13 protein-coding genes are annotated in these 17484 nt (G+C 66.0%); 7 read left to right on the forward strand and 6 right to left on the reverse strand.

Going from position 1 to position 17484, the window contains the following annotated elements:
* Nucleotides 1-430: 430 nt before the first annotated feature.
* Nucleotides 431-814, forward strand: a complete 384-nt coding sequence (locus ACIHAX_RS16595; RefSeq protein ID WP_397278309.1) for a GFA family protein — start codon at nt 431-433, stop codon at nt 812-814.
* Between the two features lie 290 nt (nt 815-1104).
* Nucleotides 1105-2433, forward strand: coding sequence for a cytochrome P450 (locus ACIHAX_RS16600; RefSeq protein WP_397278311.1), 1329 nt, complete (start codon nt 1105-1107; stop codon nt 2431-2433).
* Nucleotides 2434-2519: 86 nt separating this feature from the next.
* Here the strand turns inward: ACIHAX_RS16600 and ACIHAX_RS16605 are convergent, their stop codons facing one another.
* The gene (locus ACIHAX_RS16605; RefSeq protein WP_364425407.1) at nt 2520-2807 is read right to left on the reverse strand and encodes a hypothetical protein; all 288 of its coding nucleotides are present in this window, start codon (nt 2805-2807) and stop codon (nt 2520-2522) included.
* A 67-nt stretch (nt 2808-2874) separates the two neighbouring features.
* On the opposite strand from ACIHAX_RS16605, the gene ACIHAX_RS16610 reads away from it, so the two are divergent.
* A complete protein-coding gene (locus tag ACIHAX_RS16610) occupies nt 2875-4884 on the forward strand; it encodes a polyprenyl synthetase family protein (RefSeq protein WP_397278314.1) in 2010 nt (669 codons plus the stop codon).
* 57 nt (nt 4885-4941) lie between these two features.
* Here ACIHAX_RS16610 and ACIHAX_RS16615 read toward each other — a convergent pair whose 3' ends face one another.
* Both ACIHAX_RS16615 and ACIHAX_RS16620 read right to left on the reverse strand, forming a co-directional pair.
* Nucleotides 4942-5742, reverse strand: a complete 801-nt coding sequence (locus tag ACIHAX_RS16615; RefSeq protein WP_397278316.1) for a hypothetical protein — start codon at nt 5740-5742, stop codon at nt 4942-4944.
* Nucleotides 5743-5756: 14 nt separating this feature from the next.
* Nucleotides 5757-6362, reverse strand: a complete 606-nt coding sequence (locus ACIHAX_RS16620) for an ABC transporter ATP-binding protein (RefSeq protein WP_355078198.1) — start codon at nt 6360-6362, stop codon at nt 5757-5759.
* A 438-nt stretch (nt 6363-6800) separates the two neighbouring features.
* On the opposite strand from ACIHAX_RS16620, the gene ACIHAX_RS16625 reads away from it, so the two are divergent.
* Nucleotides 6801-7247: a hypothetical protein gene (locus ACIHAX_RS16625; protein WP_356964133.1), complete on the forward strand. Its 447-nt coding sequence runs from the start codon at nt 6801-6803 to the stop codon at nt 7245-7247.
* A 101-nt stretch (nt 7248-7348) separates the two neighbouring features.
* On the forward strand, nt 7349-10282 hold the full coding sequence (gene fxsT, locus ACIHAX_RS16630; protein WP_397278318.1) for an FxSxx-COOH system tetratricopeptide repeat protein: 2934 nt from the start codon (nt 7349-7351) through the stop codon (nt 10280-10282).
* Between the two features lie 547 nt (nt 10283-10829).
* On the opposite strand, the gene ACIHAX_RS16635 is transcribed toward fxsT, so the two are convergent.
* The 3 genes from ACIHAX_RS16635 to ACIHAX_RS16645 all read right to left on the reverse strand — a co-directional run bounded on the left by ACIHAX_RS16635 (nt 10830) and on the right by ACIHAX_RS16645 (nt 16000).
* Nucleotides 10830-11744, reverse strand: a complete 915-nt coding sequence (locus tag ACIHAX_RS16635; RefSeq protein WP_397278320.1) for an SDR family NAD(P)-dependent oxidoreductase — start codon at nt 11742-11744, stop codon at nt 10830-10832.
* A gap of 1254 nt (nt 11745-12998) precedes the next feature.
* Nucleotides 12999-15080 (reverse strand): trypsin-like peptidase domain-containing protein, encoded by a 2082-nt coding sequence (locus ACIHAX_RS16640; protein WP_397278322.1) that lies wholly within the window; start codon nt 15078-15080, stop codon nt 12999-13001.
* 158 nt (nt 15081-15238) lie between these two features.
* Entirely contained in the window at nt 15239-16000 is a 762-nt protein-coding gene (locus ACIHAX_RS16645) for a BTAD domain-containing putative transcriptional regulator (RefSeq protein WP_364425390.1), read from the reverse strand.
* A 370-nt stretch (nt 16001-16370) separates the two neighbouring features.
* On the opposite strand from ACIHAX_RS16645, the gene ACIHAX_RS16650 reads away from it, so the two are divergent.
* Together ACIHAX_RS16650 and ACIHAX_RS16655 are read left to right on the forward strand one after the other, a co-directional pair.
* Nucleotides 16371-16817 (forward strand): DoxX family protein, encoded by a 447-nt coding sequence (locus ACIHAX_RS16650; protein WP_397278324.1) that lies wholly within the window; start codon nt 16371-16373, stop codon nt 16815-16817.
* The gene (locus tag ACIHAX_RS16655) at nt 16814-17365 is read left to right on the forward strand and encodes a dihydrofolate reductase family protein (RefSeq protein WP_355078137.1); all 552 of its coding nucleotides are present in this window, start codon (nt 16814-16816) and stop codon (nt 17363-17365) included. The genes ACIHAX_RS16650 and ACIHAX_RS16655 overlap by 4 nt, the downstream gene beginning before the upstream one ends.
* Nucleotides 17366-17484 lie beyond the last annotated feature (119 nt).

The following is a 17484-nucleotide window of genomic DNA, read 5'->3' on the forward strand; positions in this document are numbered from 1 at the left end:
TCATGGCCAACACGACGGACACCGCGCCCCCTGGGCCCGGGGAGAACGTTGGGGGCACCGAATTCGAAGGGCGGACCCGCGACGCGAACGGCCAGTGGTACAATGACGGCTACCCCACCAGTCACGACCGCGACGCCAACCCGGCAACTGAGCCGCGGTCCGCGCCGAGCGCGGGACGGTGGGCCGTCCGGCCCGCAGTGTCGGACTCGGCATCGGCATCCGAACGTCTCTGCATGGCCGCCACCGGGGCACGCGACATCAGACTCTTTCAGTAGTCCGCGGTGTTCTGACACATGGCTCATGGCACAGCCGCAAGTCCCCGCTCGGCCCGCCGCGTTCCATTACGCTGACCGGGGCGGACGTCAAGGCTGTCACGCGTTGCGCGAATTAGCTGTATTCACAACTCTTTTCGGTAGAGAGGGGAAAGCCGATGTATGAGGGTGGCTGTCTGTGCGGGCAGATCCGGTTCCGCGCCTGTGCCGAGGCTGGATGGCCGCACCTGTGCTCGTGCCCGCACTGCCAGAAGCTGGCCGGCGGGCCGGTCACAGCCTGGATCGATTTCCCGCTCGAGAAGTTCGAATGGACCGGTGCGGGCGGTGAGCCGACCTGGTTCGCAACCTTCCCGACCACCAAACGCGGCTTCTGCCCCAATTGTGGCTCCCTCGTCGCCGCGATCGACGACGGCGGCACCGCCATGGGGATCACGATGATGGCCCTCGACGACCACAGCGCGCTCACCCCGGTACACCAGTCCTTCAAATCCCACGCGGTGCCGTGGCTGCCGGTGATCGAAACCGTCGACGGTGGTTCGTAGTCCTGGGCGCTCACCGCGCCGAGCAGGTTTTCGGCCGGTCGTGGCGGCCGACGATGACGGCGACGGGGCCGGGGATCCAATCGGCGCCCCACCGAGGACCGACGCCCGGGCCCACGTCAGCGGGGCGCCGGGTGGCCTTCGCGCGGTGATGCACTGAACACTCGAGTACAAGATCCTTACCGGCACGTCGACGACTTCGCCTGTGCGAAGCGGTGATAGGCCCGGTATCTATTGCCACTGCGGGGATTTCATGTTTGCGAGTCGCCGAGCGACGGGTTAAGGATGGCTACATGTCGCATGCCACGCTGTCTCTGCGTGAACTCCCTAGGCTACGCACCCGCCACATCGCGCAGATCGGTGGACTGATGCGCCCCGGCACGCACCGTTCCCCCTTGCTGGAATTCGGCGAACGGTTCGTCGTCTCGCCGCCAGGATTTCCGACCATGCTGGTCACTTACGACATGGACGATGTGCGAGGACTGTTCGCCAACCACGACGACTTCTCGGTCGGGCAGGTGCTGAGCCGCTTCTCCAGCCACGACATGATGTTCGGCAAGCAGACGTTGATCTTCCTCGACGGTGACGAACATCGCCGCGAACGTAAGCTGTTCGCACCGCCGTTCCAGAGCAAGGCACTCCGGTCCTACGAGGACCTCATGGTGGAGGTGGTCCAGCGCGAACTGCCGAGCTGGCCTGTCGGTGAACCGTTCGAGTTTCTGAAGGTCGGCTACGACCTGGCCATCGGCGTGCTGCTCGGCGTCGTCTTCGGCGACGTGGCCGCGCCGCGCAAGGACCGGCTGAAACAGGCGGTGAGCCGGTGGTTCGGGGAAATAGAAAGTCGCGGTTTTCTCGCCGTCACCTTGCTCACCCCGCTGGTCGGCGGCTACACGTTGCCCTACCCACCGCTCAGCCGCCGCCAGGCCGAGGTCGACGCCCTCATCATCGAGGAAATCGCCGCGCGCCGGTCCACGCCCGGTGACAGAAACGGCCGGAAGGATGTGCTGTCGCGGTATGTCGGCACCGAACTGGATCAGCACGACGACGCCGCATTGGCCCGCAATATGCGTGGCATCCTGCTCGGCGCCTACGAGACCACCGCGATCACGCTCGGCTGGATCGCCGCCATGCTGGCCGTCCACCCGGCAGCCATGGCCGAACTCGATGCAGCGGTCGACGCAGGCGACTCCGCCCGGCTCGACGCATACCTCGACGCCGTGGTCGCCGAAACAATGCGAATCCGCCCGGTGTCACCGTTCACCGGGCGGCGCGCACTGCGCGACACCGTGGTCAACGGAGTCCACGTCCCCAAGGGGGCCATCGTCATAGTCCCGATTCTCCTCATTCACGAATCACCACGGCATTACCCGGACCCGATGACCTTCCGCCCCGAACGCTTCCTCGACGAGGCGCCGAACGGCCGCACCTGGCTGACCTTCGGCGCCGGCGCGCATCGCTGTCTGGGTGCCCAATTCGCCTTGGCGGAAGCGCGCATCCTCTTCCGCACCATTCTCGAGCATCGTCGCATCGGTGCGGCCACCGGCCCCGTCGAGCCCCCACGTCGCTATCACACCGGCCTCAGCCCCGCCTACAACGCCAGGATAACCCTGCATCCCCGCTGATCAGACCTGTACCGCGGCACACTGATTCGCCGTCGCCGGAGTCTTCGAGCAACTGGAGTCGTGCAGGTGCCAGCGCGGCCGCGCCATCACCAGAGCACGCTCAGCGGAGAGGCCCTGCTGGTGGTCGACGATCGCGAACGATCTGCGGGCCGAAAGACAGCGTAGAAGGTGAACGTCGCCTGCCAGCGCGCCGCGTGAACGTCGATCCAGGTACCGGCGGCGGTCTCGCGCAGCATGACCTCCTGGAACAACTCCCGCTGTAAATCGGGCATCGCTCGATGCGCGGCGCACCCTCCCGATGTCCGGTCGAGCTGCACCGCACTTGCGGATCGGGCCTCAATTTCGGCCGATACCAACATGTTCCGCAGCGACATGGTGTCTCATTGCCATTGATCGGCGGTGTTCTGGATGACCGATGCAACCAGTCAGGAGAGTGCCCGCGTGCCACGTGAAATCGATTCGGCTGTCTTCCCCCATCTGGATGCGGACCTGGACCGGGTCCGTGACGTTCTCGGACCCGTTCGGCTGGAGGGTAGGCCTGAACTGGCGGCGCTCACAGCGGAAGGCCCGGATACCTCGCGCCGCTTGGTCCGTCCCACATTGACCCTATTGTCGTACTACCTGCTCACCGATCCCGCGGCCCCGGCCGACGACCGGGCGGTGCGCGCCGCCGCTGCCGTCGAGTTGCTGCATCTGGGCTCGCTCTACCACGACGACGTCATCGATCACGCATACGAGCGTCGAGGCCGTCCCAGTGCCAATGTGGTGTGGGGTTCGCATATGGCCGTGTTGGGTGGGGACTCTGTGATGCTCACAAGTGTGCGCATGCTGGCCGAACTCGGCGGGCGGGAAGTCCTGGCGGGGGCAATCGCCGGTGAGCGGATGTGCGCGGGCATGGTGATCGAGGCCGCCGACCTCTACGTGGCCTCCCGCAGCGAGCAGTCCTACCTGGACGCGATCGACGGCAAGACGGCGGCCGTGCTCTCGCTGGCATGCCGGGTGGGCGCGATGCAGGCCGGCAGGCCCGACGATCAGCAAGAGGCGTCGGCCCAGTTCGGCCGGTACTTCGGACTGGCCTACCAGCTGTATGACGACATCCTCGATTTGACCTCCACCGCCGAAGAACTGGGTAAGCCCGTCAACGCGGATCTGTCCGCGGGCATTTACACACTGCCCGTGATCCGCGCGGCCGCCCGCAACAGAAGCCTTGCTCGCTTGTTGCAGAGCAGAATGACGCTCGAGCAAGCCGCGCGCGCCCGCGAGATCGTCATCGCCTGCGGCGCCGTGGACGAAGCACAAGCGGTGGCTGATGAGTTCATGGACCGGGCCGCCGGTCAGCTCGCCACTCTGCCCGTCGATCCGGGCGCTCGCCACGCGATCACCGCCTACGCCCGGTCCATACTCGACCGGCGAACTCCTGGTCGCGCGGTCCCCCGGCGGTCGACGCAGCCGCCTCGAACCCGCGGCGATGGGCTTCCGGCGCAGCTCGGGCGATGGTTGCGGAACTGGCTGGTGGACACCGGCCTTGCCGTCTCCTCTACCGAGGCGGACTACCACCGGTGGACGGGGGCGATCCAGATCCCGGCGCAAACATTGGCCCCAGCGGCGAACGAGGCCCGGGAACAGACCGCCTACGGCATGGCCGTGCTGGTCCTCGCCTGGGATGACCTTTTCGAGGATCCACAGCTGAGGGACCCGGAAGCCGTGACCGCCTTGCGACGTGGCATGGTGGCGACGTTGCGCCAGGACCCGGAGAAACCGTGGCGGCCCGGCGCGATTCCGACGGCTTGGGCGAGCATATGGCCGCGCCTGCGCGAGGGCCGGACCATCCGCTGGCAGAAGCGGTTCCTCGACGGCATCGAGGAGTGGTTCGAAGCCGCCGAACGCGAAGCCCATCATCGCATCAGTGGCTACGTCCCTTCCACGGCCGACTACCTGCCGATGCGGATGTCGACCAGTGGGATCGAAACCGCCATCGCCTGCATGGAGGTGTACCACGACCGGGAACTGCCATCGACGCTGCGGGAACACCCCGTGATCCGCCGTCTCGAGGAGCTCGCCTTTTGGGTCACCTTCGTGGAGAACGATCTGGTGGGACTGGATCAGGACGAGGCAGACCGAGTTCCCTACAACCTGGTGCGGGCGGTCCGTCACGAAACCGGCTGCACTCGTGACGAAGCCGTGGACCAAGTGCGGCGCCAAGTGGCGGATCAGCGCGCCCAGCTCGAGGCGGTAATCCACTACGTCCCCGCGCTCCTGCGCGTTCTTCCCGGCTTGGCGGGGCAGGGGAAGGACTACGCGGAGATGTATGTGAACATCACGAGCGTGGGGCTCTGGGGGCGTGAAAGCAACCGGTACACGCAAACCCCCGCTGCCGCAGCGCCGGATCTCGAACGCTTGCGCCGTGAGGTCTACCTCCCGGCCGACGAACCGGCTCCTACGCCGTCGTAAGCCCCGCAGTCGGCAAGAGTCCCGCACCTCCACCGTGTGGTCGTGCGAGATGCATCCTCAGTGCATCACCGACTGTCCGGACCCCTTCGGGCTCCAGATGCGCATCCACATCGTAGGTCGAAGAGAGGAACGGGTGCGCCGATGGAAAGCGATCAGACCGACGAGGGCGCTCGCGATGAACCAGGCTAGTTGTACGGCGAATCCCGTCAATGGCGTGGCGTCGGAGAAACCGGCTGTGGTCGAAGCCTGCATGGCTCCATAGGAGGGCAGCCAGCGCACGAAATCGCTGTCCGCCCCAGCACTGGCGATGGGGTTCTGTACGGCCATGTCGAAGCAGCTGATCATCGCGATGGCGAACATCCCCTCCACCTCTCGGCGCAGCAGCGCGCCGAAAGCCACACCCAGCGCCCCGTATGTCATCGCCGCGCCGAAAAGCGCCGCGGCGAGCAGGACAGGCTGCCGCGGCGACCAGTAGCAGCAGATGACCGCCGTGGCGTACACGCAAACCACCACCGAGGCCACCACCAGGCAGGCGATCTTCGCCAAACCCGAAGAGACCCGGGGGTACCCCGCCATCGAGAGGCGCCGGTCGAATGCGCCGCTGCTGAAAGTGGCAGCGAACATCATGAACCCTATGATCAGCGAGACCGCCATCAGGGCGCCGCTGACCTGAGCGAGCTCGTTACCGTTGGCGCGCAGAACCAGACCGGTGTCTCGAAGCCGGAACGGCACCTCGAGGTCCGTGACGGCCACGCGGACCACGGTGATCAATATGGGAAGGAAGAAGGCCACCAACAGCATGGCGAAACGGTTACGCGCGTGCTCGATGAGACCGTAGCGCGTGGCGATCACGAACAAGCGCACACGATCACTCATCCGGCATTCTCCTGTCCGCCTCGTAAGACGCCGTCGCGCAACCGCCACACCTGGTCCAGCTTGTCGGTGTCGTGAGCCAGATGCGAGACCACCAAGACCGACCGGTCGGTGTCACGGAATTCCGCGACCAGATCCCAGAAACGCAGATACGTCTCCCAATCGAAACCCTGATACGGCTCATCCAGCAGCAAGACCTGTGGATCATGCATCACCGCCAGCGTCAGGTTGAGCTTTTGCCGCGTACCGCCGCTCAGCGTCCCGACCCGCTCACCGGCGTACTCCGCGAAACGCAAGATCTCCATGGTCTCCTCCGCGCGGCGCAGGTCCGGGATCGCATAGGCCTCGGCGAAGAAGTTCAGGTGCTGACGCACTGTGAAGGCGTCGTTCAGGATCACCTGCTGAGGGCAGTAACCGAACCGCCCACGGTGGCGGACCCTCCCCCGGTCCGGTCGCAGCTCTCCGGACAGAACCTTCAGCAGCGTCGACTTACCCGCCCCATTCTCACCGACGATGCCCACCAGCATCCCCGGAGGCAACACTATGTCGATGCCACGCAGCACCGACCGTCTGCCGTACGCGTGGTGGACGTCCTCCACCTCCATCAACGCCCCCGATCCAGTGGCCCGACAGCGGCTCGAATGCTATCAATCGACAACGAAACCCGGTGCCGGAACGCCAATTTCGCGACACCGAACCGTCGCGCGGAAGGTGACTTTCTCCGGGCTGTGGTATCCGAGTCCGCATATCCGATCGGCGGCCGGGATGAGTTGCCGGGCAGCCCGACAAACCGGGCATGGCTCCCAATCGCAAACAGCCGCAACGGTTTTTGGCTCGTGCCGGTGTCACCGCAGCGTTGATCTCGGGTAGCGCGACGTTCACACTGAACTGAGCGCAAGTGCCGTCTCCAGTGATCGCTGGGAACGGCATGCTCAGCGGCCGGTCCCGGGCAGCACGCAGAATCATTCACGGAAAAGGTTGGCTTTGCCGCGATCGTGCACACTTGAGCTACTCGTCCGAGTCGCCACAGAGGGGGAATTCGAATGGACCCGGCCACCATAGTCGCCACCGCGGTCGCGGTCGGCGCCGCCGCCGGTCTCACCGATACTGCCAAGCAATCCGTGACCGACGCGTATGCGGCGTTGAAGGGTCTACTCACCCGCCGCTATCGCGATGTGGATCTAGCACAGGTGGAGGCGGACCCGGACGCCGCCGCCGAACGGGAAGCCCTCGCGGGCGCGCTGGAGGCGTACGGCGCCGCCGATGACCACGAATTACTCACCACAGCAACAGAACTCATTTCCGCGGCAGCGCGAGCGGACGTGGGAGCCGCCGGCGTCGACCTGGAGATGGTAGAGGCCGCCGCGTTGCGGATCAGCCGCGTCACGGCAACCGGCACCGGTGTGCGGGTGCACGGCGGACGATTCAGCGGGGATATCCACATCGAGGACATCGATGCGGGGGCCGGTGACTCGTCACACCCCGGCTGAGCGCGGCGGCCTCGACCGACGCCCCCGCGCTGACCACCCATATCGTCACTACGCTCTCCGACGTTCACGCCCGCGACATCTATCTCACAGCAGGCATTCGCGTGTCGTCTCCGGCTACGAGCGTGGTAGTCGTCGGCCGGATCCCCCGGCAGCCACCACGATTCGTCGTCCGCGACGAGCTGGCACGTCTGCGTCGAGCACTGGAGCGCCCTGCGGCGGCCGTCGTCGTCACCGGACTGCGCGGCGCGGGCAAGACCCACCTGGCGGCCGCTCACGCACGCTCACTGTTCGATTCCGGACAGGGTCTGGTGGGGTGGGTCAATGCCGAAACGCCGGACAGCACACTGTCCGGACTCGCCGATATCGCCCAGCGGCTGGGCGTCGCCGACCCCGACGGCGACTCGGCGGTGTCGGCCCGGCGGTTACGCGATCACCTCTCCGGAGACACCGTCGCGGCGCTATTGGTGTTCGACAACGCCACCGACGCCGACCACCTCCGGGAGCTGTTGCCGACCGGCGGCCGCACGCGCATCGTGATCACCAGCGTCGACCGGTCCTTCGCGGCCTTCGGCGATGCGGTCGACGTCACCTGTTTCACTCGCCCTGAATCGGTGCGCTACCTCGCCGACTCGACCGGACTCGGCGACGACGGTGCCGATCAGGTCGCCGAGGACCTGGGTGACCTGCCGCTGGCACTGTCCGCCGCCGCCGCGACGATGGTCGGTCGCCGCCTCGGCTACGCGCAGTACCGGCAGCTGCTGCACGACAGCCCATTGCCGACCGTATTGCGGCGCACCGCCGGTCACGACTATCCCCGGTCGGTCGTCCAGGCGATCTCGTTGTGCATCGAAACCACCGAGGGCGTCACCGGCGATTACCAGCTCGCGGCCGACGTCGCCTGGCTTCTGGGTGCGATGGCCATGCTCTCGCCCGGTGGCGTGCACCGATCCCTGCTCGCCACCAGCCCCAGGCGAATCGACGAGGCACTGGAACGATGTGTGGCTGGTTCCCTGCTGTCCTGGTCGACTTCCGGCGAGGCGCTGATCATGCACCGGCTCGTGAGCCGCGTGCTGCGCGAACGCGGTTCGAATACGCAGTCCATCAGCTTGTTCCGGCGAGCGACCGCGGCACTTCGTAATCGGGCTCCTGCCGCGCGGTCCACGGTCGAACTCGTCCGGTCCGCACTCGCCATCATCATGCGAAATACGTTTCCGCCCTCGCAGGCGTGGGCGCGCCGGCAGGACGGCGCGCATCTCGTCGATCAGATCGACGCGCTGTGGGACACCGGAATGGTGCACAGCAGCACGAGAAAACATGCCGCGGCAATGATCGCCGTTCGCAGATGGGCCGTCGAGCAGCTGACCGAGGCCGCCGACACCGCCAGAGCGCTGACCCTCGCGCAGGATGTCGTCATCTCCAGCGAGCAGATCCTCGGCGGCGAGCATCCCGATACGTTCACTGCCCGATATCTACTGGCCCGGGCCCACGCCGCCTGCGGCAGGCTCGATGAAGCAGCCGCCCGGCTCGAGGCGTACCTGACCGACGCCGGGCAGGTTCTCGGACTTGCCCATCCCGTCACGCTGGCCATGCGCTTTCAACTGGCGGACACGTACCTCCAGGCCGGGTTCCTGGACAAGTCCAGGGCCCTGCACACCGAGAACATCGCGCACAGCCAGCAGGTATTCGGTGCGGACGCGTACCAGACCCTCAACTTTCGCGGCGGGCTCGCTCAGGTCCACCTGTCGGCGGGTCACCTCGCGGACGCGATCGCCATCTTCGAGGATCTTCTGCCCGTCTACCTGCGGGTACTCGGTGCCGATCACGTCGATTCGTTCCTCTGCCTGCACAAACTCGCCCGCGCTTACGGGGCGGCAGGACGCACCGACGAGGCCGTCCCGCTGCTGCGGAAGAACCTCGACGACGCCATGCGGATCTTCGGAGGTGATCATCCCGTCACGCTGGCCTGCCGCAACAATCTCGCCGAGATCTACGAGGCCATCGGCAGAGCCGACGACGCCGTCCGTCTCGGCGAAGCAAACCTCGTCGAGCGGCTGCGGGTCCTCGGGCCGGAACACCCGGACACACTCATAACCCGCCACAACCTCGCCTGTGCCTTGCAGACGGCCGGGCGGCTCGCGGACGCCATCGCACTTTTCGAAGCGAATATCGCCGATTTTCCCCGGATACTCGGTTCCGACCACCCGATCACCCTGCTCACTCAGGGCGGGCTCGCCATCGCCTACAGCGCGTCCGGACGCTGGGACGAGTCGATCGCCATACAGGAAGCCTCCCTGCGGGATCGCCTCCGGATTCTCGGTCCCGACCATCCCGACACCCTGAAGGCGCGCAACAACCTCGCCGACGCCCTGGGAGTGCGGCAACCAGGACGGGCCATTCCATTGCTGGAGGCCAACGTCTCCGCCAGCGCGCGAGAACTCGGTCTCGACCACCCCGACACCTTGACCTACCGGTACAACCTCGCCGCCGCCTACCACGCGGCAGGCCGCATCGATGACGCCCTCACCAACCACCGAACCACCTTGACCGACCGACTGCGCGTCCTCGGACCAGACCACCACGCCACCCTCGCCTCTCGCGACAACCTCGCGGCCGCGTACCGCTCAGCCGGTCACCTCGACACCGCGATCGACTTGTTCAAGACGAATCTCGCCGAGTACCACCGCGCTCTTCCCGGCCATCCACGGCTCCGGAGCACCCGCAACGCGCTTGCCGACACCCTCCGAGCCGCAGGCCGATTCGAGGAAGCCATTCCCCTGTACGAGGCGAACATCGACCAACAGGAGTTCGGCCCCGACGACTCCCTCACCGGGCGCTCGGTCAACGGACTCGCGCTCGCCTATCACGCGGCAGGCCGATTCGAGGAGGCCGTGAAACTCTTCGAGACAATGTTCGACCAGACGACGCGAGCCCTCGGCAGCGACCATCCACTGGCTGACGTGGTGCGCGACCATCTTGCCGCGGCCGAGCAGGTAGCCGAGACCCATCGGCGGCATCCTACGAACCCGCCGGCCTGAGCTTCGATTCAGCCACATCCCCCTGCGGCGCAGCAGCAGGTCAACCCAGGAAACGATGCAGTTCCAGGCTCACTCCGTCTGATCAGGCATCAAGTGGACGACGGAGCCTTGACCGCCCGCCCAGTTTCAACCCGCGGTAACGGTCACCAGCGTCCCGTGGCAGCTGCGCTCCTCACGCTCGCGTGACCTGTCGAAGATCGAACACTCCACCAGCGAAATTCGGCGAGGCATCACGCACGTCCCATGACGAGGGGCGACCCCGCGATCACGCGCATCTGATCCCATTGCGATAGCCACGATCTCTCCACTACGCCACATTCCTGCAGCTAGTTGTGGCACTGTGCGAGTGTCGGATGAACGTCCTAACCTGTGATACGGCAAGCGATACCGGGACAACTTGTGCTGCAATCTGTCTCGTCGCCGCGTCGTTGGGGCAGCCCCTGGCCGCCCCCGCCGGCGCGGTGCAGCAGTGCAGGTACTGCTAGAGGTGCGTGGACAGGCCTGGGGAGGTTCTTCGTCGAACGACCTTCCGGCCGTGCGGTGACGATCAGACGGGGAAGGTGACTCCGGTCAGTTCCTCCGAGGCCGTCCACAAGCGTTGCTGAATCGCCAAGTCATGGGATCGGGCGCTCGATTCGACGATCTTCGGGTAGCCGCGGGTCTCCAGGAATCCGCCCGGCCCGTAGTACTGACCGCCCAGCACGCCGGGATCGGTGGCCGCGCGGAGGACCGGCAAGGCCCCCATCGCTGGGCTTTGCGTGACGATGGGCGCGATGACAGGCACGAGCGCACGCAGCGCAGTGGGCATGTTGCGCATGAGGTCGGTGTTCGCGGCACCGGGGTGTGCCGCGACCGCGATCGTTTTGCCGTTGCCGGACAGACGACGTTGCAGTTCGTAGGTGAACATCAGATTCGCCAGCTTGGACCGGCCGTAGGCCGCCACCCGGTTGTAGGACCGTTCGCCTTGCAGATCGTCGAAGTCGATTCGCGCCCGGATTCGATGCCCGACACTGCTGACCGTGACCACCCGCGAGCCCGGCACCGGCAGCATTCTGTCCAGCAGCAGCCCGGTGAGCGCGAAGTGTCCCAGATGATTCGTCCCGAATTGCAGCTCGAACCCGTCGCTGGTGGTCTGTCTCGGCGGGTACATCACCCCGGCGTTGTTGATCAAGAGGTCGATCGTGGCGTGAGCGGATTTCAGCTGTTCGGCAGCAGTCCGTACAGATGCCAGCGAGGTCAGATCCAGCTGTTGGATGGTGGTGTCCGCGCCGGGAACGGCACCGGCGATACGGTCTGCGGCGTGTTTGCCCTTGTCGACATCCCGAACCGCCAACACCACCGACGCACCGTGCGCCGCGAGCGCTCGGGCCGTCTCGAACCCCAGCCCGCTGTTGGCGCCGGTGACGACCGCTAGTCGTCCCTTCTGGGCTGGTATGTCTTGCTCGGTCCACCTGTTCGCCATTTTTCCTCCCAACGATCGGACGGTCCGTCGCATTGTCCGACGAGCCCGGCGGGGGGCACACTCACACCGTCGCGCTCCCGCCGCGGTTGCGCAAGAGGGCGGCGAGACATCGATCGGGAGGTCCTTGCGTGGCCGACGACGGTCATGGTGTCGCGGGTGTGCGATGGCCTGAAAGGTCTGCCGGATGCGATCACCACCGTGTGGCAGCGCGGTCGTGCACACCTGCGTGCGCAACAACATTCCGGTATACCCGCCAGTCTCGCGGCGGCCCGGGCCTGGCTCCGGTGCCCAGCGGTTTACCTATTGAGGGAGAATACGGACGTGAGCGACGCACCGGAACCCTTGCCAGGGCCCAGCCGGAAGGGGTACGACGAGCTGGAACGGTCGCGCGGAAACAGGAAGAAGGGATGAAGGCTGTGGAGACTCCCGGAGCGGGAGACGGCACGTCGAAAGTCACCCGACTACCACGTCGCCCGCGGCGCGTGGCAGAAGAGGCCGGCGAACGTCTCCCAAAGACTCGACGCTCGGACGGTGGCTCCGTCTATGATCCTGCACCGACCAAGCCCGTACTGCGATCGGAACTGCAGCGGGAGACAGGGTGGTGGCCGGTCGACCCCGGAGCGGCGCGGCACCCCGCTCCGAAGGATGATCCGGGCAGTGCCGAGCCTGATGCCAGTGTCATCGATCTCGACGCGTTGCGGCGGAAACGAGCTGGTGACGATGCTCCGGCCGCCGGTATTCGGCGCATGGTCAAACCGCGCCGAGTTGGAAAGAGTGCAAGCGAGAGAGCAGGCACCGAAGGTCAGCCCGACAGTGGTCGCAACGGTGACCCCGGCCAGGTGGATGGACCTGCTGGGCCACGCTGAACTCTTCGCTAGGCCGTCGCCGCACCCAGCGCCCACACATATCCGTCGGCAATCCACATTGCGTGCACCGGTGCGAAAAGCTCATACCGTTGGGGGCGACTCCGGCGGCACCGACAGCAATCCGCCACCGGTCCGCCGACATCGAACACGACTATGAGCAGCCGGTAGAAATCCTGCTGGAATAAAGTTCCAGCAACTCCGCGAAGTATCCGCGCAGTCCTCAGGCACAAACTCGGTCATTGCCGACGACTGCGAACTCGCTCGCCACCGTTCCGCACCTGACGGCCAGGTTGAGCAAGTGACCGGGATGGCCCTGGCACCGCCGCTCTCACCGGCCGCGTCCGACGTGTCACGCGGGTGCCGGACCATCACGAACCACGGACTCCCGTCATGGTCCCGTCGTCGGCGCGACACCGTTGTGGATGGCTTGCGCGACAGCTGGATGGGCAAGGTACTCAGCGATGCTGTGGGCCCGTTCCTTGGGATTGTCGACGGGAATCTCCCGCAGCTGTCCCTTCCAGATATGGCGCAGCGGGCATCCGATGGTGATCGGATCCACCACGGACCAGGCATTCAGCCAGTCGCCGACACGCTCCGGCCGGTGCGGTCCTGGGACCAGGAGTTTGTTGTAAACCGCGTCCAGCCCCAGGGGACTGCCGAGAGTGAGCAGCACGGCGACGTCGAGCTGGGGCTGGAGCCGGGTGAGCAGATCCATCGCGACCACGGTGCCGAGGCTGTGGCTGACGAGGGTGAGCCGTCCCGATGCGGGAGCGGTCTCGAGGACACAGTCGAGTACCGCTTGCCGGATCTGCTCGTCGGCGAGGTACGAAGCGACGTCCCGGAAGACTTGGGCGATGATGAGCTCGTCCAGGTCGGTACGGGCGGCCAGCCAGCTGAGCTGCCGCTGCAGCCTGCTCGCGATCGCGCTGCCGATCGAACCGAGTCCTTCCGCTTCGACCCGGTCGGCCGGTTGCCCGTCCTCGGCGGGCATGCCCGCGTCCGCGGCCGCGTTCTGCAGGATCTGTTCGTACAGACGGCGAGCCTGCGGCGTCGTCGGCGCCATTGCCAGCGCATGATCGACGGCCATGGTCTCGGGCGCGAGTGCCGTTTCCTCCGTGGGCTGCAGCAGGGCTGCCAAACGGTCGCCGTAGAACGGGAAGAAGGCATCCGCGGGATCGAACGTGCTGAGCCCGGCGAGGGTGAGGCCCTTGTTGAGGCCGGCGGTCCACTCGCGGCGCAGAAGTTCGGGATCGCGACCATGCTGGCTGCGGCCGTGCAGGAACAGCAGGTGACGTGTGCCGCCGAAGGCGCCTGCTCGGGCGGTGACGCCGTGGCGGAGTTCCGTGCTTTCACGCGGCGCCGAAGCCGGACCTATCAGTTCGGTGCGGTCCTCGGCAGGTGCGAGGCGGGGGCGGATCGCCGATGGTCCGCCGACCGGCCCGGCGTTGGGACCGAGTTCGGCGAGAAACTCCTGGTCGCGCGCCGAGCGCTGCAGTCCGGCCAGGTGCGTGAGTATCGCACTGATGCGCACTCCCTCGTTGGCCCTCCAGGCAATCGCGTCGTCACCGTCGCCCTCGTGCCAGACTGTGCCGTCACGGCGCAGAATCCGCCCTTGCTCGTCGGTGCGCGGAACGCCGGAGTGGTGCAACGCGACGACCTCCCACTGGTCGTTGAAGACCGGCGAGCCGGAGTTCCCCGGTTCGGTGTCGGTCGAGTAATGCAGGAAGTCATCGAGCTGCAAGTCGAGCTGGTTGCGGCGGATGCCGATCTCCTTGAGCCTGCCCATCGGGTGCCCGACGATGTTCATCGCCTCACCGATGACGATCTTTCCCTGGTCCATGATCAGCCGGTTCCACCAGCCGACGGCGTCGCCGGGCGGCTTGCCGTCGGCGCCGGGACGAACCGGCACCAAAGTGAAATCCAGGTGCTCATCGGTGACGAAGAAGTCGGGGTCGAGACGGAACCGCACAGGAAGGCGAGGGTCGTTGTCGATCGTCGTCTCGGCGCCGAACTCGATCACGACCTGCCGCGCGGTGTCCTGATCGGGAAGTACGTGATTGTTGGTCAAGAGCAGCCGGGGCGACACCAGGAACCCGGTGCCCAGCGGTACTTCTCGGCCGTTGCGGCTCAGCGATATCCGCGCGACCGACGCCGCCGTGCGAGCACCGCGGGAAAGGAAGTTGGCCGGTTGGAGTTCGTTGCTGACGCCGATGATCCGCTCGAGCGTCGTGACCCGGTCGGAGGGCTCGATCCGGCCGACTTCGATCATGGCCTCGACCGGCATCTCGCCGCTGGTCGCGAGCCGCTGCGCCCGAGCGCAGATCTGTTCCGGAGAGTCGACAACCGGACTGTCCTTCATTTTGCGACGTTGCTCGATGTCTTCGCGCTTGGTCTCGGTCGCGACGTAACGTTCTGCGGCGGCCCCGATCTGCTTCAACCACGCCGCTTGGACTTGTTCACGAGAATTCATGGTGCAACCGCCTGGAAACAGAGGTTGATGTGGTCATGTCCGCTACTGGCGGAGTGTTCCTCAGGCGCGTCACACCACCGTCACCTCAGCGTTTCGCCCAGCGCGGCAGTGCCCGACAGTGTTCGTCGTCTATCGTCACCGCGCCCGTGCGACTCGTGTCAGCGATTCCGGAGCGACTCGACCGCCGGGGCGTCGCACTTCTGGACGCGGAGGAGGAGTTCGTCGAATTCCGGCGACGGCCCGGTGTCGAACTCGGCCCACAGCAGGTCTCGGTATCGCCGGTATTCCCGAAGGGCGTCGATCTTGTTGCCCTGCGCGAGATGGATTCGCATCAGAATCCTGCGGGAGCTTTCCCGGAGCGGCTCTGCCGCCGCCACCGCCGACGCGGCCATCAGGGCGGCGCCGACCTGCCGACGCTCCAGCAAGGCTTCGGCCGCCGCTTCCAGCGCCGCGACCCAGGCCAATCGGTACCGTTCCCGGTCGACGACCACCCACTCCTCGTCCCAGTCCGCCAGCAGCGCTGCGCGATCCAGCAGCAGCGGGACGCGCGCGAGATCCTCCGAGCACGGCTGGTGAACCAGTTTCTGCGCCAATTCGGTCAGATACGCCAGATCGACGACCACGTCCGGATGGAGGCGAAGACGGTCGCCGTTGATCTCCACGACCGCGTCCTGGATACGGCGCAAGCGCCACAGGGCGGTTCGCAAACGCTGCGCCGCGCAGTGATCAGCGCACTCCGGCCACAGCGCGCCGGCGAGGCGGCCACGAGAGACCGGCCGGTTCAGCAGTGCCAGATAGGTCAGCACCCGCTCCGCCGCGTGCGGAATGGAAAGTCGGCGGTCGCCGCTGTGCAGGGCGAATTCTTCGACCAACGTGAGCTGGAAACACGTCGCATGCGTGGCATTATGGATGAGCACCATTTCACTACTCGATCGCGGCGTCGGTCTTCATTTCGCAGGCGTACGTCGACCGGTCGATCTCGGCTATCGCACACCGGCCATCATGCCCAGGTCACGAACTGTCGGCACGAGTAGCCGACTACGCGATCGCGAGACAACGAACGTCGACGAATGACTCTCGTCGCCACGCCCAGAACGAACCGCCGCGTAGCGGACTACTCGCATGCGGTATCAACGGAGTGAGACCCACGATCTCGCACTATCGAAGCAAAACTCCTCCACGTAAAGCGGTCCGGAGAATCTTCGTGGACAGCGATGAGTTCTCCGACGGTGCTCCGTCCTATCCGGTGAACGCGCTGCCAACGCGGCGCACCAACCAGAAGGACCAGGAATGACCACCGCCAACCCCACCACCAACTTCTCCAGCGACGTCACCGACCGTCCCGGCAAGGTCCGCAACCGCGTCCTGTGGGCCCTGCAGATCCTGCTCGGCCTGTTCTTCATCATCGCCTCCGGCGGGCCGAAACTCGTTATGCCGAGCGCCCTGACGGACAACGCCCCCGAGAATCTGACCATCCCCCTCGGGTTGCTCGTCTTCATCGGAGTTGCGGAGGTGGCGGGCGGTATCGGCCTGATGGTGCCACGGCTCAGTGCCCTGGCTGCCGCAGGTCTGTCCGTTCTCACCGTGCTCGCCGCAGCGACGCAGGCTTTCATCGCCGACAAGCCCTTGATGGGAATCTTCCCTTTGGTGCTTGCCGCGATCTTCGCCTGGATCGCCTACGAGCGCCGCGCCACCATCACGGATCCGCGCAACTCGCTGTCGTCTACCCCGTCATGAGGAAACTGATCTACGGGTTCAGCGTGTCCCTGGACGGCTACATCAACGACCGCGACGGCAGCATCGACTGGACCAACCCTGACGAGGAGCTACACCAGTTTCACAACGACCGTTACCGCGAAATCGAGGTCTCGCTGCACGGCCGTCGCCTGTACGAGCTGATGGCCGAGTACTGGCCGCATGTGCCCGCGGACGCGCCGCGCATCGAGCGGGAGTTCAGCAGGCTCTGGACGGAGAAGCCGAAGGTCGTCTTTTCCCGGACGCTCACCGAGGTCCACTGGAACAGCACGTTGATCAGCGAGAACGCGGTCGAGGAGGTCCGCAGGCTCAAGGCGGGAGGCGATGGCGTCATGGAGATCGGTGGCGCGAGCCTCGCGGCTTCGCTGATACCACACGGGCTGATCGACGAGTATCAACTGTTCGTCTTGCCCGTGGTGCTCGGCGGCGGCACACCGCTGTTCCCATCGTTGGACAAGCGCATCCAGCTCCGATTGGTCGAGACGAGGCACTTCGACACCGCAGTGATGCTGCGCTATCTCGCCGACTGAGCTCCGTTCGACCGCAGCACCCTCGTCACCAGACACGGCGGACACCGTAAGCGAGCGGCTCCGCGGCACCGGCCCCGGAGCCTCCGCAAAACCTGTTGGTCGACCGCGGCGACCACTGC

It is taken from the genome of Nocardia sp. NPDC051929 (genome assembly GCF_044548645.1).
Classification (GTDB): domain Bacteria; phylum Actinomycetota; class Actinomycetes; order Mycobacteriales; family Mycobacteriaceae; genus Nocardia; species Nocardia sichangensis.

Excerpts from the sequence above, each read along its gene's own strand:
- ACIHAX_RS16605 (WP_364425407.1), bottom strand. The coding sequence starts at position 2,807 with ATGTCGCTGCGGAACATGTTGGTATCGGCCGAAATTGAGGCCCGATCC.
- ACIHAX_RS16600 (WP_397278311.1), top strand. The coding sequence starts at position 1,105 with ATGTCGCATGCCACGCTGTCTCTGCGTGAACTCCCTAGGCTACGCACC.
- ACIHAX_RS16655 (WP_355078137.1), top strand. The coding sequence starts at position 16,814 with ATGAGGAAACTGATCTACGGGTTCAGCGTGTCCCTGGACGGCTACATC.
- ACIHAX_RS16640 (WP_397278322.1), bottom strand. The coding sequence starts at position 15,080 with ATGAATTCTCGTGAACAAGTCCAAGCGGCGTGGTTGAAGCAGATCGGG.
- ACIHAX_RS16650 (WP_397278324.1), top strand. The coding sequence starts at position 16,371 with ATGACCACCGCCAACCCCACCACCAACTTCTCCAGCGACGTCACCGAC.
- ACIHAX_RS16620 (WP_355078198.1), bottom strand. The coding sequence starts at position 6,362 with ATGGAGGTGGAGGACGTCCACCACGCGTACGGCAGACGGTCGGTGCTG.
- ACIHAX_RS16595 (WP_397278309.1), top strand. The coding sequence starts at position 431 with ATGTATGAGGGTGGCTGTCTGTGCGGGCAGATCCGGTTCCGCGCCTGT.
- ACIHAX_RS16625 (WP_356964133.1), top strand. The coding sequence starts at position 6,801 with ATGGACCCGGCCACCATAGTCGCCACCGCGGTCGCGGTCGGCGCCGCC.
- ACIHAX_RS16635 (WP_397278320.1), bottom strand. The coding sequence starts at position 11,744 with ATGGCGAACAGGTGGACCGAGCAAGACATACCAGCCCAGAAGGGACGA.
- ACIHAX_RS16645 (WP_364425390.1), bottom strand. The coding sequence starts at position 16,000 with ATGGTGCTCATCCATAATGCCACGCATGCGACGTGTTTCCAGCTCACG.